Origin of the sequence: Stygiolobus caldivivus, assembly GCF_019704315.1 — an archaeon.
GTDB lineage: Archaea > Thermoproteota > Thermoprotei_A > Sulfolobales > Sulfolobaceae > Stygiolobus > Stygiolobus caldivivus.
The window spans coordinates 157,605-177,495 of sequence record NZ_AP024597.1 but is presented as its reverse complement, the minus strand read 5'-3'; the positions used below and the strand labels follow the sequence as shown (position 1 = coordinate 177,495).

The 19,891-nt window shown below is 39.9% G+C and carries 17 protein-coding genes and 2 pseudogenes; 8 read left to right on the top strand and 11 right to left on the bottom strand.

Going from position 1 to position 19,891, the window contains the following annotated elements; all coding sequences use genetic code 11:
- Nucleotides 1-71 precede the first annotated feature (71 nt).
- From KN1_RS00880 to KN1_RS14900, 3 genes are all read right to left on the bottom strand, one after another.
- Complete coding sequence (locus KN1_RS00880; RefSeq protein WP_221288840.1) at nt 72-1,013, bottom strand: hypothetical protein; 942 nt, start codon at nt 1,011-1,013, stop codon at nt 72-74.
- Nucleotides 970-1,278 carry an IS1/IS1595 family N-terminal zinc-binding domain-containing protein gene (locus KN1_RS00875; RefSeq protein WP_221288838.1) on the bottom strand — a complete coding sequence of 103 codons (309 nt, stop codon included), beginning with the start codon at nt 1,276-1,278 and terminating at the stop codon, nt 970-972. Before KN1_RS00875 ends, KN1_RS00880 begins: the two co-directional genes overlap by 44 nt.
- A 165-nt stretch (nt 1,279-1,443) precedes the next feature.
- Nucleotides 1,444-1,566, bottom strand: coding sequence for a hypothetical protein (locus tag KN1_RS14900; RefSeq protein ID WP_258712536.1), 123 nt, complete (start codon nt 1,564-1,566; stop codon nt 1,444-1,446).
- Nucleotides 1,567-1,942: 376 nt separating this feature from the next.
- Between KN1_RS14900 and KN1_RS00870 the strand changes: the two genes are divergently transcribed.
- The 3 genes from KN1_RS00870 to KN1_RS00860 are packed head-to-tail and all read left to right on the top strand — an operon-like array spanning nt 1,943 to nt 3,689.
- Nucleotides 1,943-3,028 carry a hypothetical protein gene (locus KN1_RS00870; protein ID WP_221288837.1) on the top strand — a complete coding sequence of 362 codons (1,086 nt, stop codon included), beginning with the start codon at nt 1,943-1,945 and terminating at the stop codon, nt 3,026-3,028.
- A gap of 9 nt (nt 3,029-3,037) precedes the next feature.
- Nucleotides 3,038-3,505: a hypothetical protein gene (locus KN1_RS00865; protein ID WP_221288835.1), complete on the top strand. Its 468-nt coding sequence runs from the start codon at nt 3,038-3,040 to the stop codon at nt 3,503-3,505.
- Between the two features lies 1 nt (nt 3,506).
- Nucleotides 3,507-3,689 carry a hypothetical protein gene (locus tag KN1_RS00860; protein ID WP_221288833.1) on the top strand — a complete coding sequence of 61 codons (183 nt, stop codon included), beginning with the start codon at nt 3,507-3,509 and terminating at the stop codon, nt 3,687-3,689.
- Nucleotides 3,690-4,071: 382 nt separating this feature from the next.
- Here KN1_RS00860 and KN1_RS00855 read toward each other — a convergent pair.
- Nucleotides 4,072-4,958: pseudogene (locus tag KN1_RS00855) on the bottom strand (IS1 family transposase).
- An 880-nt stretch (nt 4,959-5,838) separates the two neighbouring features.
- On the opposite strand from KN1_RS00855, the gene KN1_RS00850 reads away from it, so the two are divergent.
- Nucleotides 5,839-7,548, top strand: coding sequence for a hypothetical protein (locus tag KN1_RS00850; RefSeq protein WP_221288831.1), 1,710 nt, complete (start codon nt 5,839-5,841; stop codon nt 7,546-7,548).
- Between the two features lie 624 nt (nt 7,549-8,172).
- On the opposite strand, the gene KN1_RS00845 is transcribed toward KN1_RS00850, so the two are convergent.
- Together KN1_RS00845 and KN1_RS00840 are read right to left on the bottom strand one after the other, a co-directional pair.
- Nucleotides 8,173-8,367 carry a hypothetical protein gene (locus KN1_RS00845; RefSeq protein WP_221288829.1) on the bottom strand — a complete coding sequence of 65 codons (195 nt, stop codon included), beginning with the start codon at nt 8,365-8,367 and terminating at the stop codon, nt 8,173-8,175.
- Nucleotides 8,368-8,726: 359 nt separating this feature from the next.
- Nucleotides 8,727-9,776, bottom strand: a complete 1,050-nt coding sequence (locus KN1_RS00840; RefSeq protein WP_225905747.1) for a hypothetical protein — start codon at nt 9,774-9,776, stop codon at nt 8,727-8,729.
- 79 nt (nt 9,777-9,855) lie between these two features.
- On the opposite strand from KN1_RS00840, the gene KN1_RS00835 reads away from it, so the two are divergent.
- Nucleotides 9,856-10,104, top strand: a complete 249-nt coding sequence (locus KN1_RS00835; protein WP_221288827.1) for a hypothetical protein — start codon at nt 9,856-9,858, stop codon at nt 10,102-10,104.
- Between the two features lie 107 nt (nt 10,105-10,211).
- On the opposite strand, the gene KN1_RS00830 is transcribed toward KN1_RS00835, so the two are convergent.
- Nucleotides 10,212-11,837, bottom strand: coding sequence for a hypothetical protein (locus KN1_RS00830; RefSeq protein ID WP_221288826.1), 1,626 nt, complete (start codon nt 11,835-11,837; stop codon nt 10,212-10,214).
- A 516-nt stretch (nt 11,838-12,353) separates the two neighbouring features.
- On the opposite strand from KN1_RS00830, the gene KN1_RS00825 reads away from it, so the two are divergent.
- Both KN1_RS00825 and KN1_RS00820 read left to right on the top strand, forming a co-directional pair.
- Nucleotides 12,354-13,358: a hypothetical protein gene (locus KN1_RS00825; protein WP_221288824.1), complete on the top strand. Its 1,005-nt coding sequence runs from the start codon at nt 12,354-12,356 to the stop codon at nt 13,356-13,358.
- 41 nt (nt 13,359-13,399) lie between these two features.
- The gene (locus KN1_RS00820; protein WP_221288822.1) at nt 13,400-14,059 is read left to right on the top strand and encodes a hypothetical protein; all 660 of its coding nucleotides are present in this window, start codon (nt 13,400-13,402) and stop codon (nt 14,057-14,059) included.
- Nucleotides 14,060-14,800: 741 nt separating this feature from the next.
- Here KN1_RS00820 and KN1_RS00810 read toward each other — a convergent pair.
- From KN1_RS00810 to KN1_RS00795, 4 genes and pseudogenes are all read right to left on the bottom strand, one after another.
- Nucleotides 14,801-14,991, bottom strand: a pseudogene (locus tag KN1_RS00810) (PaREP1 family protein); the annotation flags it as partial.
- A 171-nt stretch (nt 14,992-15,162) separates the two neighbouring features.
- Complete coding sequence (locus KN1_RS00805; RefSeq protein WP_221288820.1) at nt 15,163-15,852, bottom strand: SagB family peptide dehydrogenase; 690 nt, start codon at nt 15,850-15,852, stop codon at nt 15,163-15,165.
- A 9-nt stretch (nt 15,853-15,861) separates the two neighbouring features.
- Nucleotides 15,862-17,154 carry a YcaO-like family protein gene (locus KN1_RS00800; protein ID WP_221288809.1) on the bottom strand — a complete coding sequence of 431 codons (1,293 nt, stop codon included), beginning with the start codon at nt 17,152-17,154 and terminating at the stop codon, nt 15,862-15,864.
- Nucleotides 17,142-17,789 (bottom strand): hypothetical protein, encoded by a 648-nt coding sequence (locus tag KN1_RS00795; protein WP_221288807.1) that lies wholly within the window; start codon nt 17,787-17,789, stop codon nt 17,142-17,144. The genes KN1_RS00800 and KN1_RS00795 overlap by 13 nt, the downstream gene beginning before the upstream one ends.
- 266 nt (nt 17,790-18,055) lie before the next feature.
- Between KN1_RS00795 and KN1_RS00790 the strand changes: the two genes are divergently transcribed.
- Nucleotides 18,056-19,717, top strand: coding sequence for an MFS transporter (locus KN1_RS00790; RefSeq protein ID WP_221288806.1), 1,662 nt, complete (start codon nt 18,056-18,058; stop codon nt 19,715-19,717).
- Nucleotides 19,718-19,891 lie beyond the last annotated feature (174 nt).

Genomic DNA, 19,891 nt, shown 5'->3' with positions numbered 1-19,891 from the left:
TAGAATAAGGTATCCTTAAAAACCTTATAAGTATCGCCCTGACGTATAAAATAGGCCGGGTCTCATACCTTTTAAAATAGTCCTTTCTTTCGTATTACGATAAACAGTATTACTATAACGACTACGGCTAAGATAATGATTAGTAAAGCTGGCGTATCGGAAGGTGAGTTATTAGTCGTTAAATTTTGGTGAGTCACAGGTTGTGACACATTAGGTGTAGAAGTCACTGTGGTGCTTTGAATAGACGTGGTCTCTGTGGTTGCAGTCGAGGCCGTGTTTATTTGACCGTTATTTTCGGCTTGTAATAGGTATTTTGGTAATGAAGCGCTTGTCAGTGTTACTGTTATAGTTATCGCGCCTAAGACACTACTGGCCTTCTCAATAATCTTTACTATTATTCCGTTAGATTGATTCACCCATATGGACACAGACCCGGACTCTCCCACTTCGGTCTTACTCCCGTATAACTTATATGTTTGATATTTTACACCTCCTATTACTATTGTCTCTTTACTTACATTATACGTAGTCCCGTTATTATTACCGGAAAACTTCCCAGAACTTAGCGACTTTAATTCAGTCCCGTTAAGCATGGGAAAACCGTCACCCAAGCCAACAGGTTTCGTGTAAGTACCGTTATAGGCCTCCATTAGGATAACTTTTGTTATGTTGAAATTAGTCTGCTGTGCGAACGAGTATAAATTTCCGGTTCCTATGACGTCGAAAACTACATTATTATAACTATAATTTTGTAGATATAAAGTAACGGTGCCGTTATAACTCTCTGTTACAAAGGAGTTTATTGATAGGTTTACTTGGTAAGTCAAATAATAGGATGAAGAGGAAATAGCCAATGAAGAGAATATAAATAAGCTTATTAAAAATAAGAAAAGGAAGGATAACAATACTTCCCTTATTTTACAATAAAAGAGATATTTTTCTATTTTGATAAGGTGTCTTTTTAGTTCATCATCGAATATTTTGAAGTAATTGATTTTCCTTTTTATTCTCATTTATTTCACCTTCAATTTCCTTCCTTAACCACTTATATATAGTTGTTGCGGGCACACTGAACTCTTTGGACACTTCCTTAACCGGTTTCCCCTCTAATACCGTCCTTACTACTACTTTCCTTATCTCTTTAGGATATCTGTGGAAAACACCATCTTTAACCCAGTACCTGTTGCATGATTTGCAGAAATATATTTGTTTCCCAGCTTTAGTCTTACCGTACTTTATAACATGTGATGAGCCACAATATCTACATTTAGTTGCCATATCATGTATAATAATCGCAATATAATATATAAATATTTCTGTGATAATAAGTAAAAAAGAGGAATTAATAGTATATATCGACGTTATTTAGCTATATAAAGATGTGTTAAAAGTTTTTAAATAAAAAAAGGGCTTTACCTTTTATCTTTACGCTTATACTGCCTTTCATATAGCTCCTAATAAAGCACCTATTAGAGCGTTTATTATCTCCATTAAGAGCTCTAATAGGGCATCTAAGAGTTGCTCTAATAGTTGTAGTATATTGCCTAGACCTACTGCACCTGCCATTTTAGGTCTACTTTCTCTACCTCAGTCAAACTATATAAGTGTAACTCTATAAAAAAATAGAATTATATTGTTATAATTATTTTGTTACACACTGTAAAATTACACAGTAAATGCTTATATAGATGATTATAATTATACTATCATTAATGCTTCTATGATCAAAACTTATATAGATAATTAATACCTCTTTTTAAGCCTACTATCTAGTAATAAGATACATCTAATTATTAAGGAGAAATAGGGATAATAGTACTCTTCATTTCTATTTATATTCTATCCAAATAATGGTAATGAAGCTATGTCTATATTAATCTTTCTCCTATACAAATTTATGATCATAAAACTTTAAATAATTCTCTACCTTACTAATTTACAAATGTCTAGGATCTATTTAATGAGTGCGATAATAATAATAAACCTGCTGATATTGTTACCTATAGTCTCCACTGCATCTGTTATTTCAAGTCCCAGCATAAATTACACATTACAGCAAAGAATACATATAATAGGAAAATTTTTACTAACGCCTTTACTCGGAAACGAGGTCCTCTCAGCTAAAGTAAGCGGGAACTCAACAAGCTACGATTGGGCAGTAGGCGGATATTCAACACAGACGGGGCATAACTCTTATACAGCAGTTTGGCATTCAGGCTTTTCTAGTATAAACGCTTCCGACTGTGCTGTATCGTACATGTTGAACGTGCCAGTAAGCATATCAGGGTATCTGAACGCTAGCTTATATTTTCCGGGCTTTAACTTTATACCTCCTCCTATACAGCTGCAGTTTAACTGGATGTGGATACAAGACGCTGTCGAGATGTTACCGAACGGAAGCATAGTGCCCGTGCTCAACATATGGTTTATACTCAACTATCCACCTTGCTATGCCGTAATATATATTATATATGGTGGTATGAGCATGAGCCCTAATGGTCCTTACAACGAAACAGTGTACTATCAGAATAATGGTTGGGTTATAGCAATTAACGGAGTTAAGGTAGCCAAGGTTACTGATGGTGGAGTTACCGATTACCTTTCTTCCTCTCAGGAAATAATAGCAACCGACTTCTTGGGCCTTATTTGGCCTTGGACATATGTTAGCGGTGCTGATCTAAGTATAAATTCGGTCTCTACAAAAGTCTATACTGTCTTACCTTCTGCCGGGATTGAAGTCCACACAGGATCACAGAACCAGTTTACATTAAATAACCCCTACTTTGCTGTACCGTTTAACTTCTACGTTAACGGGAAGAACAGTGGTCTATATTATGCAAAGTCTGTAAATGTAGCTGAGGACTACGGGTATATGGCTGGTCTATATCCTCCGCCTAACGACATGTATGGTGGATCATTGGGATCAAAATACCTTGTGATAGGCACGAACCAAGGGATTTCCTTAACTGCAGCAAGGTTAGGGCTGAGCTATCACCTAACTGATGTTACAAACACTTCGTTCTATTAGGGATAAAAAATGAAGGTTTACGAGGGAGGTGTAAAATATAAGAGGGTTTTTTTAATCTTAGCTTTAAATGTTGTAATATTCGTCTCAATTCCTACATTATTATCTATGTATAAAAATATTCCCGGTCTATTATTCACGTTGTTAGAATATATATTTGATATTTCGTTCTTTTGTCTAATATTCTTCGGGATCCTGACAGTAATTGCAATTAATAAAGGGAAAATAAAAATTTATGATAGCGGGATCGAGATAAGAAAGTTCAGGCGTACTTTTCTATCTTGGAATGAGATAAAAGGTGTAGATAGTAGGTATAAGAGCCTTACGGTGTCTCTTCTTACCAGAAAACTAGTTTCGAGGCGGGTACTGGAGATATATACAGTTGAAGGAAAGACTCTTACAGTCGAAGTATCAGATCCCGAGAAAATAATAAATATAATTAAAGGCATTAAAGATAGAGAGAAGGAGGAAAGGATATAAGATGATAAGATTAGGCGATAAGTTGAAGGAAAGGGGCTATGATGCAGCAGATATAGAGGCAAAGAAGATATACATAGAGTTTGAAAGTGGTGAAGTAGTAACAGCAAAACCCTTAGCGACTGTTAGAATTAACGTGAATGACAAAAAGAAGATATACTTGATAATGGGGAATTTTGACATGTAGGCGTTTCCGTCATGTCTTTCTAAGATATCCCCCCCACTCTTTGTCCGTACACGTTTTACAAAATCCTGTTTTTTAATCTGGGAGCATAGTTGGTTTAACTCACGTATATTTTTCCGATCAAGGAATTTAACAGTCGTGTAAATCTTCTACATAGTTTCACAAGACCGGTTTGGCACCTTATAGTTAGTTAGGTGCTAAAGGGCAAGTCCCTGCTCTCCCGTGGCGTGTGTATGTGTCAGCCTTAAGCTAACGATAATGTTGCCCTTCATCACTGAGGAGTATATAACCGGAAAATTGAAACAGTCTACAAAGTGGGCTAACGGATACGCTAAAAGTGGGAGTGTTCTCAAACAGTCACCAAATTCGATAAGTGTTTGTAATATTATATCAGTTTATTTCTAATATACTGTACACCCTCCAAGTAAGCCTCGTTCAACGGAGTCTTCTCCCTCGAGTAAACTACCGGGTACATGACATTCAACAAGGCAAGGCTATACTCGACTATCTACACACCCTTGTTAACAGCCCTCGTGTCCCTTGCCAACCTAGCCAGGTGGGCCCTACAGTAAGGATAACCCTCCACAGTGTACCTCTTACCCATTACGTGGTCGTACTTGGTAAACCGAGTGACCATCAGTGTAGTACACCCTACTCTCGGGTAGGGGGTCCCATAGGTAGCTGAAAGCCCTATAACCCCTATTACCCGTGATAGAGGAGGGCACACCACCTGCTAACGCGTTCCATATCCGTAAGTCCTCCTCTTTCGCCCACGCTTGGCCCCCACGTAAGTCCAACTCTCGTCAAGCATGTAGCTTTTGCTGTGAAACCTCCAGTTACCCTTGTAAGAGTAGTAGGTAAGCATACGCTTCCACCCCTTTCCTCCTTATGAGGCTGTGTATTGTAGTTAACGGTTTTCTTTCGACTGCTGTCTCCCTCATGCTCACCCAGTCCGTGTACTCTTTCAATATCCTCTCCATTTGCTCTTTACCCACCTTGTGGTCGTTCGGTAGGACGTCTTCCCGTGAGTTTTGTACTTGTGTTTTTCCTCTAGCTGATCGTCCTTTACTACTCTGTTTGATTTGTACGAGGGGCTCGGTGGTCTTTCTCCTCTCCTCCTCTTTATCCCGAGTTTTTTAGTGTAGTAGTGTAGTGTTGATGGTGGTGTCCCTAACTTGGTGACTTGTACTCCGAGTATGCTGCTATTGTGTAAGCGAGGTCTTCCGGCTCGTGTTTTCTCGGTTTAAATCCCTTAAAACTAAGGGTATTAATTGTGTAGGGTTACGGGGTCTATTTCGTAGACCTGCATAAATTTCGTGACCTTTGCACGTAAGTGTTTCTGAAGTAGTGTTTGCTCTCATTACTTCTAGCCCTTTCCCGCAAGTAGTGTTAGAAAGGACAGTTTTTATAAATACTCTATTATTTTTACAACTATTTATCGAATTTGATGATTGTTTAATAACACTCCTAAAAGTGGGGTTTTGCGACCTCACAAGGTGGTGATAGTATTAACAAACTGTTTACACTTTGTTAACAATTAACAGATTAAAGATAGAATAAGGAATTTACTGATGATTTGTCTGTATTCGTTTTAAATAAAGAGATATACTAGAATCGTTTCATTATTTTTAAATTTAAAAATCTTAAAATAATACTTTAAAACTTGATTTCGCATATTTAATTAAGGAAAAAACTCTCTATGGTCTATTTTAATTTTATCATTAAGGTTACCACTGTAAATGCCTTGTATACTACCAGAAATGAAATTGTATATTATATTAATTAAAATCTATAATAAATTTTTCGCATGAGACTAATCTTCTATTTTAAGTAAGAAATTTTTAATAGGTTTTGCTCTACATTACGCCTAGTAACAGTCATTTTAAACTTAATAAGGAGCTAGCAGAGCACAGATCTCTTTCTGTGAGGTATCCACAGTTTATAACTTATCACAGTTATATAACTTATTTTGAATAATTTAGTCAGTTTCTCCGAAACAGAAATATAAAGCTAAATATATTAACGTTAAAACAGTTATAATTAAGTTATAAATCCCATTTAATAAGGACTTTTTTAATATCTTTATCCGTTTTTTGGTAATGATTGTAATGTATTAAAAAATTTTTAATAACATAAAGCTAACATAGTTATTATGGCTATGAAAGGACTACTACCCAACGCCCTCGTGATTTTAGTTATAATGTCTTTTCTTCTTATCGTCAACTCAGTAATTGTCACTACAGCTTATAGCGCGACGCCTTCAGCTGTCCCGGTGTCAAATATCCAGTTCCAATTACCTGAAGTTGAAATAACATCTGCAATACCCTACGACCACGGACTGGTACTAACATTAGAATATGTTAATATATCCTCTATAACTTCTCTCCAAAATAGCCAATCGCAACTACTAGTATGCTTTGTTAATTCCTCCATGAAATACCAGATGTATTCCTCAACAGTAAGTTCCGTCTCAGGGATTATAAGCACGGTATTGAACGGAAACCTAATAGTAATAGTAGAGAGTTCCAATAGTGGGAACCCCCAGTCTATAGTATATAACTTTTCCGGACTCCATTTCGAGGACTATTATACGCTCAACGGTATAATTTTGACCAACGAGCCCCCTTCCTATAATTTAACCTACTTATCGCTTATCCAGTATTCATCCAATTTCAGGAACGCTAATTATACGCTACTGTTCCCCAACGGAAAAGTGACCTTTAAAGACGAACTACCTGTTTTTGCACTCCAGTTACCAGAAGGTATACTGGTCCTAGCCTATAACGTTACTTACCTTTACACCTCAAATAACCCTATCATACCCTATAACCTTACCCTATTATCAAATAACGGGCAGATAATCTGGACTAATTCATATTACCTGAGTTATTATAGCCCGCAAATCCTGTACGGTGGAATAACTTTCTCAAGTACCCTTATTAACTATGCCATACTCGGTAACACGCTGTACATCACTAACTCCACAATGCTCAAGAGCGGTAACAGTTTCACAATAGTAAACGAGAGCCTATTAGGTATTTCCCTAAGTAACGGGGACTTAATCAACAGTTTCCAGGTCTCTCCAAACACAGTGGGTCTTGGGACTACTCAAGGTACCCTCTACGGTATCGTATTTCAACATGAGGGGGTCACTGTTACTAGTCCGGTGAAGTACGTGATAGTCCAGAAATATGAAAGCGGAAACATATACCCAGTTGTGAAGATACCGTTCAAAGAGAGGACCGTTTTGAAAAACATAACGGCCCCTAACGGTAAAGTAACTTCGTTTAATTACACCCAGCCTTTAACTAACATTTTTGTATCCGACGGTAATTTTATCTTGGTGAGCAGCCCGGAAACCGGGTCAAGCGGTAGTAATGTGACGGTGATACATGGGGACAACGTCTATTCTTACACGCTGGACTTCGAGGTAACGCAGTCCCTGACCCCTAACTCTATGATATTATTGGGTAACAGTTCAGATAACTACTATCTCTTGTTCCTTAACCCTAACGGGTCAATGAAATACTACTATAATATAGGGAAGATCTCTAACGCAAATTTGTTAGGCATAATTAGCTTAGTGGGAGTTAAAATAGCCCAAGTTTCACCGGAGTGCTATTATGTAGCGTATACATCGACTTATAGTAACCCGAGTTCCTTACTGCCCGGGACCCAGGTTAATATAGACCTGATCACTTTTAACTCCTCATTGGTATCGAGTGTCCATCCACCTACTACTACTAGTAATAGTAATACATCTAGCCCTTCACCTCTATCCTCCACACTCATCTTAATCTTGGTCGTTATCGTTATTGCCGTCATAGTTGGTCTAATATATATCAATAAGAGAGGTTTCTAGCGAAGGTAAAAGTTAAAAACGGTAATTCTTGTTTTCTCCCCAAATGTGGAGAGCCGGACAAGGGGTATGAAGATGGGTTGATATTAAACATCATTAGACCCTATGAAAGCCTGACCCCCGCGTAACCTCTATTAGAAGTTTACGTAAAATCGCCATGCACTTATTCTGATGAAAATCTTTAAGGCACATTAAAGTAGAATATAAAAAACTGCTGTTAGTAAAAATATATCAAATATTTCCTAAAACGATTTTTGAAGAACGGGATTAGTCCCTCCACACCCTTTATACTGATGGGCTACCTGACTACAGAGGTCAACCCTTTCCAGTCCTCAGCTCCTTTTCGTAATAGACGTTTTTCAATAAACCGCACACAGACCTAAAAACTTTACAGTAATACCAGTTTATTTTACCAAGGAAAAAGTAGAATAACTGCCTGTTACTAATTAGCCCCTGCCCTCTCACGGCGTGTACATCTGCCTTAAGCTGACGATAACGTCGCCCTTTATAACTGACAAGTACAATAAGCGTTTATACAAGAATGAAAAGTTTGATGACGCACTGCATAAGCAGTTACTCTTTATCCGAGTTTAGTAATTCAATGACCTCTCTTATTACCTCATCACCTTACTTAGTTATAAGCACCTTCAGTCTCTTGCCCTCGACTGTGGGGATGTACATCTCTATATACCCGCTGTTGTCCAACACCTTAAGGTGCTGGTATAGCTCAGCCTTATTTTGTCCAGTGGCTTTTAACAGACCCTTAAACCATGCAGGCCTAGTACAGTATAAGCTAAGGGGAGTCCCGGGCCTGACTCCCACGTTTATCTTTCAACAGTCTTATTAACCCCTCTAAGAAAACGAATAGCGGTGGGACTAATAGGGGCAGTAGTTACAGTTGTCAAATATAATCACAAGTGATCTCATAATTTTCGATAATAAAGGCTAAGAGAGAGAACTTTTCTGATATAGGATTTAATGCATAGTACAATACTATATGTGAGCTCCGTTAAGTATTATTATACTGGTTGGGTTCTATAATACCTTTTTTCATAAAATTTTATTAATAAAGTAAATTACATTGATTACACATTAGACACTGTCTCATGACATAACTTTTAATTCCACCGAGGAGCCAGAAGCCGGACTAGGAATAATCACTGAAAGTTTTCTAAAACGGTTTAACTATCCCTCCTTCTCCTATAACTTACCTCCTCTACTTCTTCCCACCTAATTTTCTTCTTATTCTCGACCTCTGAGTAGGATATAAACAAATGCCTTGGGAAGTTGGAGTAACCGTTAACCTTAACCACGAGCTCTCCGGTCAAGTACTTTAATGCGTTTATCAAGTCGGGTGCCCTAAACGGGATTTTCCTTTTCAAGAACTCCTTAACAGCGTTTATGTACTCGTCAACGAAGTCGTTAGCTATGATAGTATACCTACCGTTTCTAAGAGGGTATAAGTAAACGCCGTAAGTTATAAACCCTCCCCTAATGACCTCAAACGGGTGGCCACTGCAATGAGCTTCGGTGTTCAACCACTCCTTAAACGCCTCCTTATCGTCTAACGGTAAGTCCATCATACCGCAATCCCTACCGTCAGCATAACGTTTATATAACTCTTTAAGGTCATTGCCAACCTCGAGCTTGTTTGCCTCATAAACTATTTTAACAGCCTCTAAATAGTCCCTCAAGGTCATGTCATCTGAAGGGAGCTTATTCTTCAAGTTCTCCTTGTAATGTATGAGTAACTGTTTGGCCTCCCCCTTACTCATTATAGGTTTTATAACGTATTTCAGCTCAACTTCTCCGACCAAGTAGTATTTATGAATGTCCTTAGTGGTAATAAATATGGGGTCTTCATATTGCATTTTCATGAACTCGTAAACTCTCATTAACAACGAATTATAGCACTGTGGTAATTCACCATCACCTTTCCCAACCCTTATCCCACCTTTGGTGTGGACGAAGAACTCATACTCGTCAAACTCTTTAAGATAGCAAAAGCTTGTGGGCACGAACTTTATCTTCCCCCTCACGTTAACCGGTAAGAAGAGATAACGATAGCACCTAACGTAATCGTCTTCCCTTGTAGGGTAAACGTAATTTTCCATTTCCTTTAACAGGCCATAAGCCTTAGTACTTTTGAAAGTTTTATCCCCTCCACAACTGAACTCCATTAAGTATAAGACTAACGGGTGTCTTTTGATGATCTCCCAAACCTTATACACAGCAATATTATCTATTTTTATGGGTGGGGGTAAAAAGGGAATAATTTGACGTTTTTCGGAATAGGGATTAATAACCCTTATGGCCTTTCCGTTCCCAGGTTACGATCCAGTTAAGGCTTTATTGTATACACCACCTCCTCAAGTAGTATCGTCATTGGGCAAGGCCGTGATTGACACGATAACTAGTAGGCAGTGGTTCCCGGAGGGTATCGTACCAGCGTTTATGCACGCACTTAGCGTAACACTCTACGTCTCTGTTGCCCTAGCTTTTATAGCTGCGGTGATTTCACTATTTCTAAGGGCTGAAGTTAGGACTTCAGAAAAATAAAGCCTATCTGAAAAATAAAGCTTAGGTGCATGACACGGCCATTTTAAATAAAAAAGATGATAGATGTTTTTAATTCCTTTTACTCCCTCTCCCCCTCGTTTAATGACCTATTTCTTCTTCAGTACCAGCACTACAGCAGCTATGGCGACCACTACGATTATGACCGCTATCGCTAGATCTATAGGTATACTTGAAGGAGTAGACGGGTGGGGTGCCGTAGTCGTGGTAGCGGGTGACGTTGTCGTATAGGGTACGGTTGTCGTGGCCGTACTATTCTGCAACATAGCCTTATACACTACCAGAACAGTCTCAAGACGCGAAGACGACGTGTTGAGGTAGGACTTGACTACATAATACTCTAAGGGGTTGAATTGAGCGACGTAAACGCTGGGGTACTTTATTAAGGTGAACACAGCGGGAGTAATATTACCTATGCCCACTTCCCCCCTCACTATACCGTTACTGTTTAAGAACGCTAACGAGAAATTACCGCTGTCGTTCAGTAATACCACACCGTAAGCGATAAAGTAGTCCGGTACTTTACCGCTTAACGTGTAGTGTACTGTCCCTCCCGAATAGATGTCCGTAACGTCTGAGCCGTTAGGCGCGGGGGTGACGATAATTAAGTATTTCCCGGGGTAATAGAAGAAACCCGTCTGAGGTGTCAGGGCACTGCTATACACCGTAGAAAACCCCGTGCCGTTATATTTTTGCACAGCTACCTCATGGTGCCCTAAGGTGACAGCGTATAACTCACCCCCTATATTTAGGAGTGCTGTCCCGGACGAGAGGCTCCTCATCCCTACCCTCGTCGTGACTTCACCGTTAGATAAGTTTATGCCTACCAGAGTATAGTTGACCGTTTGCCCGTTTACGTTGAGCTGGGACGACGAGGTAGCGTTTATCACGAACAGCTGGTCACCTACTACCGTAGCAAAGCCCTCAGCTACCAATAAGTACTCAGTGGGCATCGTACGTATATCTCCCGGGCTAAGTGAGAGTAAGTACAGTGGTTCGGGAGGGATAATCTCGTAAACACCACTCCACAACGTTTTACCGTCATAACTGTACATGGTGAAGTTGAACGGTATAGCGTAGGCGACCCCACCGAATTGGCCGAGGTACGACATGTTATATGAGGCTATTAAGACCCCTTTAGGTAACTGTAGCGCAATTACGGGGTAGAGTTCGCGTGGCAGTGTAATGTTAGAAGAGTTTAACATTACCGTCACGTTGAAAAACTTATTGAGCAACGGTGCGGACAAGTTGAAGACAGGCTCATCGATACTCCCCCCATACGACAAGATGCCTTCTACCGTATAAGTATTAACAAGGGTTAGCCCCTGAAATACGTATACGTCCGCTTCATAGGGTAGCCTCGAACCCGGTGGGGCCTCCATGTCTACTACGACGTAAAGCTTCCCGCCCCCGACATAGGTGTATACATAGGATATACTCGGCACTGTGACCTCATATAGTAACCGTTTGGTAGTGCTGTTTAAGAAGTACACGTACAGTACGGACGAAATATGTGCCGTACCGGACGGTGTAAAGTTCGTGTAGCCCAGAGTTATGACAACACCGCCGTTATACGGAGTCACATCGTATATCGTGACCGACTTGCTGTTAACCGACTCGGTGCCGACTTGTTTCAGCCCTATTTGTACAGACGCGATAGTAGTTAGGGAGATCAAGAAGACGAACGTTAAGACTAATATTAAATGCCTTTTCATTGCATAAAATAATGAGAAGAACTAATAATAAAAGTTTTCCACAACAGTCATCAATTACCTCTGAATAAGATACACAAAAATTAGCAGAATACTAAAATAGAAAAAGTGGCTAAGTTTATTCTCGGGTCGCTAAGGCGCTGGTCTATCACACGCCCTTTGCGGATCGTAATATTCCCTGTTGAATTAGTACAATTCAGTACAAATAATACAGTACACTTAAGGTCGTTCCGGGTAAATTGAGAAGTTATTAACCCGTAGTCTTACACTGTTACACGGTATCACGTATTAATATTATCACGTAATGTAAATTTGTTAGTTACAACCTAGCTCTGCCTAGACAGAAAAGTATTGCGAAATAAAGACGGATCGCTTGTTAGCTTGCCCGTCACGGTCCTCCGACAAACATTATCGGAAATTTTACTATATTTTACCCTTGTATGGAATAGAATATATTCACCATCACCTCATAAATAAAAATTATAAATAGATAATTCACATAAATATTTAGGTGGAATTGTGGAGAAAAAGACGGTGGTTCTACAGTCATTATACATACTACTCATGTTGAGTGCAGTCCTCTTTTTGCCGACGACTGGGTATGCTGCGACCTCTTCGGGGGCTTTTTTATCACGCCTCGACAGCGAGCTGGGGCTTAACCCGATAAACTATAATTTTGCAGTTCAGGGTGATGTCATACATTTTAGTGAGTTAGCATATTATAATTCTTCTTATTATAATTCTTCACCCCTATACAAGCTTTATAATTCTATCAACGATAAAGAGAGCCTGGCGGAAGCGGCGTATACTTCGCATAACTCTACCCTATGGCTCGAGTATTATAATTCCTCTAGTACGAATAAAGTTGGGGAGTACCTCAGTGCTGTAGCCAACGATTATGAGCACTCGGTTAATTCCTCTTACTCGTTATCAATGAGTGAGTGTTCCATCCACCCGGTAGGCGGTAACGGGTACAAGCTGGTGTCCTATTTTAATTTAGTGTATAAGGGAGTAAAATCGCTGTCTACTATCAAGGTAGTCCTAGTGATAAACAGTTCGGTAGTGGACATGAGGGTAATTGATGGGTTGAGCCTACTCCATGTAGTCCCGTTCACCCCGGTCAATATAACCGCAAACCTAACAAAGTTAATAGAAGAGAAAATCGATAATGGGGTCCAGTGGCAGGACGTACATATAAGACCGGTGTTAATGACTAGGGGCGACTCCTTGGTCTATGTACTTCAAGTTGAGGCTTGCTACCAGCAGGGCGGGGGCTCGTCCTTATATTTGACAGCCTATTTCTACCCCTATAACGTTAGCCTGATCAATGAAAAGGTAACGGGAGGAGCTAACCAAGGGATCGGGGTCCCAGGTTATAACGGGAATTCTGGAGGTGTAAGGGCTATAAGTTATAACGGGAATTCTGGAGGGTCCTTGTTCTTATCGACGTATAATTTGTTCTTCTTGGTAGTCGTTATAATGTTCGCGTTAATTATAGTATATAATAAGAAAAAAGTCAGGTAGTTTATTAAAGACGTTTTCATAATTCATAGTATGGTGAGACAATGAACACGCTTTTGTTGGCATTAGGTATTTTTTACTATATTATTTTCATAGAACCTTTTCTCGTCATGGCTTTTAGTAAGAGGGTTCAACTTATCGTGTCTGTCTTGTTACTCCTCCTGTTGTCTTACCCCACTTATTTACTTACTGTACCTTACAACTTCTTGTTTATCTCTATAATAATGTGCATGTACCCAGCATCCCTAATAATCTTGAGGTTATTTAAGGAGGAGGTATTTAGGAAAAATTATAGGGGGCTCCTCTTTTCCTCCCTGTCCTTCCTCGCGATATACCTATTGGTAGAGGAGAGGGTATATACCCCGTTTGTTTTGTCCTACCCGTTATTAATGCTCTTGTTTGAAATCCCGGTTTTTGTAGTCATATTCGCTAACGACCAGCTACCTACTCTGATGCTCCTAGAGTCCTATATCGTGTCCTTAATTGCGTTATTATTACTTCCGTATGTAATTCCTGGGACTCCGACTTTCGTCTTGTTTGTGATGGTCATTTTATCTTCAGTGTTCATATTCATAGGGAAAAGGGGTATGAAAGTGAAGTTCACTATACTACACTTATATTTTTCTATAATCCTCCTGGAGGTGCTAGCAAGTTACTGGTTTACACTTTACAATTCAAACATCCTCCATACTATTTCTGCGTAAAACCGTGCTAATTCGATAGAGGGTATCTCAATTCGCGATGGAGGCGTGAGCGGCCCTCCCTTTTGCCCACAAGGGAAAACTTAATTATTGCCTACGTATGATAAACGGTCGTGTCACGGTCATTAGTGTAAGAACTGGAAAGGAAATAAAAGAGGGGTTAGAAAAGCACGGGGTCGATTTGACCGAGAGGTCAACGGACTCTTAGAGCGAAGGGATTATGCTTAAAAGTTAAGGCTAAGGAGTACGTTAACTCGTGAATTGAGCAGCTTAAAGACCTAAGACCCGGTGGGGAAGGGCCCTCTGAGGGGTCGTTGAGGGGAGGCCGTGGAAGTAGTTGATCCGTCAACGTTAGTTTAAGTTTTTCTCCAAGGAGAAAGTGCGGGAAAAGTCGCTGAAATAATTTCTGAATGCTAGTAAACGCAGGATTTGGTAATTAAAGGAGTCCCTGGTGCTTTACGGAAGAATAAGGGAAGAAATTGGTCAAGGTATGACAACGGGAATTCTACTTGGAAAGGGAAGCAATAGTTACGGTAAACCATGGGGGATACTTAGTTACAGCATTTAAAATCACTATCAAATATAAAATAACCGTTTATGACGCCTTATTTACATCCTATCTGAATACGTGAAAACGGGATTATACTTTGTTAGGAACTAAAGGGAAACGTCGATTTCCCTTGCTTAGCAAATTTTTACCTTTACACTAACGGCACTGTTGCCCTTTATTAACTGACCGTGTATAATTAGTTCGTCCCCATTAACGACGGCTAATGCACTTGTAAGTGCTTTTACAGCGCTAAATGCTCTTCCTGCAGAATTCCTAATGTGTCTCCCTCTTTCCACAAGGTCAACGAGAGGATAAGATCAGACAAACGCTCAATGGCCCTAGCCTCAACGTACTCTCCCCCAACCTTATAAAGGTCCTTCTCCATAGGTGTTCGTTTCCTGAATACAATTAAAACTATTATTGTTACTTATAGTGGACTATTTGGAGTGGGAGCCTAAATACTAGATAAAGTTATAGACGCAAGGGGGTTTTGTGGTTGTTAATCTCATAAAATCAAGCTATCAGAGAGGGTCGAAATTAGGCTATAAACTCTCCTTCACTCCGTCTTCTTTCCAGCCACTAATACTCCTATTACTACCTCACCCTCCCTTAAGTCAAGTGCTCTATTAAAAATATAGTCATTATGACCACCAACTGCACATATGCCCAGTCCCAATGCAGTGGCAACTAAATACAAGTTCTCCATAACTATCCCGGCGTCTATTAGTACAAACCTCGCACCCCTATTACCGTACTTTGCTAAGACCTTCCAATACTTCGTTGTTAACACGATGAGTAAAGGGACTACGTTAATATCCGGAATGGAGTTTATTACGTTCGTCTTGAGGGTCCTAAACTCGCCGTTAAGCTTCTCTAGGTAGTGACACAATGGGTTATAATGATAAATGCCTACTTGTAAGTCCGAAATGAAGGGAATAATATACACTTCAGTTTCAGCTAATCCTCCCGCTGAAGGGAACATCCTATATATTATCTCACCCTCCCTCTTCCTAACGCCTACAGAGTAGTAAAGTAAGTCGGAAATGGTATAAACATCTACTTTCTCCTCCTTAAACCTCCTAGTTGAAGACCTGGAAGTAATTACTTTCTGAAATTCCTCCTTAATCTCTCTAGGTTTAGGAAGGGGGATAACCTCGGCCCCTTCGTAGACTTTAGGATGATTATCTGGAATTAGCGTAAAAGTGAAATTCTGCGTCTTTAAGTAGAAGTCCTCAAATACGTCCATTACAGCCACCTAAGGGAACGGTACTGGTTCTTCAGTAAATAGTTCAGTCTCACTAAGCCCCAATTTCTTCCTAACAGTATAATATCTGTGATGGCCTAAGAAAGGTATATCCGGGGTATGGGCCGGGGTTAAGTCAGGGACTATTACCTTAACCAGCTTTCCCCTGCCTATGTACTTCTCCACGTTAAAGTCCTTATAGATTATCTTATAACCTTGGTTGAGTACCCCTTCCGCGAGGTCCCTATAACTTAACGACTCCTCCCTTTCCAGTTCCTCATAATTAACTGTGTTTAAGTTACTCAAGTAGTTTATCAGAAAGTCCTTTTTAACATAAGTATAGTAAAGTGGGACTAACCCGAAGTCGACTAAAAGGTCTGGAGTTAGCTTCTTTGCGAGCTTAACATCTTCATCACTTACCTTATTGAAGGAGGAGATGGATTGGTAAACTTCGTAAACAGCCCTCCTTAATGCGTCTTCCACAGTTATATCTGCAGCTGCACCCCCAACGTAAAAGCCGTTAACAAAGCCTATACAGCCTATGACAAAGAGGCCCTTGAACTCGTTAATAAGCCTCATACAGGCGACGTCTTTCAGCACGCTGTATTTTCTCTTAAGCCTCTCCGGTACCCTTATCCTTAAGGGGCTTATCCTTGAGATCCAGGAGATGTTTACTGCGTCCCTTTCTAAATACTCTAATAGGCCGTGAATAAAGGCCTTTTCAAAGCCCTCGTGGTATGAAAGCCCTCCTGTAGTAGAGTAAGCTATTAGGTCTTCACCGGGCCTTATTAAATCCGTTAAGTATACGACTTGTGAGGGTATGTAAACCGTCTCGTTGTCTTTGTACGATACTGCTTTAGTAAACGCCACTTTTGCCTCATCAGAATAGTCTTTGAAAAAGAAGAACTTCTTGAGCTGTTCTTTCGAAAAGAACTTGTAAGTCGTAGGTAAAACGTTGTATTCCCCCTTTAACTCACCCACCTTTCCGAAAATCGCTGTATTGTCGGCAAGAAATGTCAATGAACCGTAAAACCTTTCCAAGAACTCTCCTATAGCACCCACAAGGCTTTCCTCTTCACTCTCTCCTTTACCCCCTGCTGGCACGACATCCTTTAAGTATCTTAAAAGTGGTATGAATTCTGCTGGAAAGTCAGTATACCTAACCTTAATATAATGCGTCGCTATCTCAGCTTCTAGTACGTTGTAATTTACATAATTTAGTAGTTTAGTAATTACGACATTGTCATATTTTTCTGTGGTATAACCGAAAACTGGCCCTAAAAATTCATTGATCAAATCCCGCATTTAGGACACCCGGGAATCTTTAATGGTGTATTTATTATTAAGTCCCCTTCCAATACGTCTATGTATACTAACTTCCCGTCGAATTTGTCACTGTTTAAGAGTAATTTAGAAAATCCTAACAATAGTAGTTCCGCGAAGCTATTTAGGGTAGGGTTTGCTTCACTTATGACGACGCCATCAATTTTTACATCTAGGATTAGTCTGGAGTTCTTTAACCATAGATATATCTCGTACATACAAGGGCTGTTATTTTTAATAGAATATATGAAAAACCTAAAGGGGTCCATTATATATGCTATAAGGACCTTTTTAAACCTTGATATAGGTAAGTTAACGAGGAAGTGGATACTACTAGAGATTACTAGTATCTTTTCACCCTCTGGTACTTCTTCAATAGAATTAAAGACGTTAATTAAGTTATGGTAAGAAAGACTTACTTTATTAACCACTACATTTATCTTTTCCTCCTCTTCTGGGATTAGCATTCTAATTTCTTTTAACTCCTCTACTGGCGTTAAGTTGTCGAATTCATCTTCACATAATTCTACTAATCCCGAAGCCTCTGAATACGCAAAGTATTTATTACCATTCTTAAAGACGGAGAAAAAAGGTGATATCTTTAGGGCTCGTTTCATAATACTTCACCTACTTCCTGCGAACCAACAGCCTATCCAACACCCAACCCAACTAAAAACTACTTCACTATCACTGTGTATTTCTATCGCCTTATTGTAGGTTTGTTCGATCTGCATACGGGTGTCTTTACTCTAAAAAATTTAAAAATATACACTGTAGTTAAAAGTTTTTAACTAACTAAAAAATAAGGATAAATATTGTTAAAAACTTTTAACTAAATCCAGTCTTTTTTAAAAACGTTTTACAAGATAACAGTGGAAAAGAAATGGAGTACAAGTGGAATGTCCTCCTAAATACTACACTAGCCATATTTATCGCATCAGTAGACGGCACAATAGTCCTTATCTCCTTACCAGCAATTTTCAGAGGGATCCAAGTAAATCCGATCGAACCTACAACATTCCAATACCTTCTGTGGTTTTTAATGGGGTACGGGATTATAGGTGCGTCATTCCTAGTAAATTTCGGTAGGCTCTCTGACATTTACGGGAGAGTTAGGCTCTACAATTTAGGATTTGTAATATTTACAATAGGTGCGATCTTACTTACTTTAACCCCTAACACCGGGACTCTCGGCGCACTTGAACTTGTCCTCTTTAGAGCCGTAGAAGCCGTAGGAGCTACCTTCCTTTTCGCAAACACTACAGCGTTATTGACAGACGCCTTCCCACCAAATGAGAGGGGAAAAGCAATGGGTATGAATCAGATGTCTACAATAGTCGGTACAATACTCGGTTTAGTCTTGGGAGGTATTTTAGCCCCTATAGACTGGAGGTTAGTGTTCTTTGTAAGCGTCCCAATAGGGATTTTCGGCACTGTATGGAGTTACCGCACGTTAAAGGAAAAAGGATCCTTAGCCAAGGGGGAGAAAATAGACTGGGTAGGAAACATAGTATTTGCCGGAGGTCTAATACTAATACTTCTGGGTGTAACGTACGGCTTAATGCCTTACGGTACCTCGCAGACAGGCTGGGGTAACCCATACGTAATAGCTTCGTTAATTGCTGGGGCCGTGCTCCTATCCTCTTTCCCGTTCATAGAAAGGAGGGTAAAGTTCCCGATGTTTAACTTATCTCTGTTTAAGATAAAGTCGTTTCTCCTTGGAAACTTAGCACAGTTACTCTTCTCATTCGCCTTCGGAGGTCTAACTATAGTCCTTATAATACTCCTTCAAGGTATATGGCTACCGCTACACGGTGTCCCGTATTCACAAACCCCCTTCTGGGCTGGGATTTACCTAATACCCATGAGCTTAGGAGCTCCTATAATGGGCCCAATAGCCGGGTTTTTGTCAGACAAGTACGGGCCTAGGGTCTTTGCCAGCTTAGGCCTAGCAATAGTAGGCATAGGTTTCTTAGCACTGAGTACGTTACCTTACGACTTCAGCTTATGGGAATTCTTAGTGATAACCTTCATAATGGGTATGGGGATGGGGATGTTAATAGCCCCCACCACTTCAGCTATTATGAGCGGTATCCCAGCGAAGAACAGAGGGGCTGCAGCAGGGATGAGGAACACTTTATGGTCTAGTGCTCAAACTGCAAGTTTTGCCATATTCTTCACTATAATAATAGACGTGCTAGCCTTAACCTTACCTACCGCACTCTCTAACGCGTTTACGGGAGCCGGGGCACCTCAATTAGCACCTATAGCTTCCAAAATACCCGTTACTGCTGCACTGTTCTCGGCGTTCCTAGGTTACGATCCAGTTAAGGCTTTATTGTATACACTACCCCCTCAAGTAGTGTCGTCATTGGGCAAGGCCGTGATTGACACGATAACTAGTAGGCAGTGGTTCCCGGAGGCTATTGCACCAGCGTTTATGCACGCACTTAGGGTTACATTCTATGTCTCCGCAGCCCTAGCTTTTATAGCCTCAGCGATTTCATTATTCCTAAGGACTGAAGTAATAACGTCAGAAAAATAACGCTTTGACGTCTTGGGACGTCATTTTAAATAAAAAGTCATTTCTGATTTTTCTTTTTAATCTCTCTGAGTATTAATAGCATTATTATTCTTTTAAGCTTCCAGATATCAAAGTACATTTGACGATATCTTTAGGACATGTCGAATACTGTATCACTCCTTATTTTAATTAACA

Coding starts and splice junctions, on each gene's coding strand:
- KN1_RS00880 (WP_221288840.1), bottom strand. CDS start 1,013: ATGAGAATAAAAAGGAAAATCAATTACTTCAAAATATTCGATGATGAA.
- KN1_RS00875 (WP_221288838.1), bottom strand. CDS start 1,278: ATGGCAACTAAATGTAGATATTGTGGCTCATCACATGTTATAAAGTAC.
- KN1_RS14900 (WP_258712536.1), bottom strand. CDS start 1,566: ATGGCAGGTGCAGTAGGTCTAGGCAATATACTACAACTATTAGAGCAA.
- KN1_RS00870 (WP_221288837.1), top strand. CDS start 1,943: ATGTCTAGGATCTATTTAATGAGTGCGATAATAATAATAAACCTGCTG.
- KN1_RS00865 (WP_221288835.1), top strand. CDS start 3,038: ATGAAGGTTTACGAGGGAGGTGTAAAATATAAGAGGGTTTTTTTAATC.
- KN1_RS00860 (WP_221288833.1), top strand. CDS start 3,507: ATGATAAGATTAGGCGATAAGTTGAAGGAAAGGGGCTATGATGCAGCA.
- KN1_RS00850 (WP_221288831.1), top strand. CDS start 5,839: ATGGCTATGAAAGGACTACTACCCAACGCCCTCGTGATTTTAGTTATA.
- KN1_RS00835 (WP_221288827.1), top strand. CDS start 9,856: ATGGCCTTTCCGTTCCCAGGTTACGATCCAGTTAAGGCTTTATTGTAT.
- KN1_RS00830 (WP_221288826.1), bottom strand. CDS start 11,837: ATGAAAAGGCATTTAATATTAGTCTTAACGTTCGTCTTCTTGATCTCC.
- KN1_RS00820 (WP_221288822.1), top strand. CDS start 13,400: ATGAACACGCTTTTGTTGGCATTAGGTATTTTTTACTATATTATTTTC.
- KN1_RS00805 (WP_221288820.1), bottom strand. CDS start 15,852: ATGGACGTATTTGAGGACTTCTACTTAAAGACGCAGAATTTCACTTTT.
- KN1_RS00800 (WP_221288809.1), bottom strand. CDS start 17,154: ATGCGGGATTTGATCAATGAATTTTTAGGGCCAGTTTTCGGTTATACC.
- KN1_RS00795 (WP_221288807.1), bottom strand. CDS start 17,789: ATGAAACGAGCCCTAAAGATATCACCTTTTTTCTCCGTCTTTAAGAAT.
- KN1_RS00790 (WP_221288806.1), top strand. CDS start 18,056: ATGGAGTACAAGTGGAATGTCCTCCTAAATACTACACTAGCCATATTT.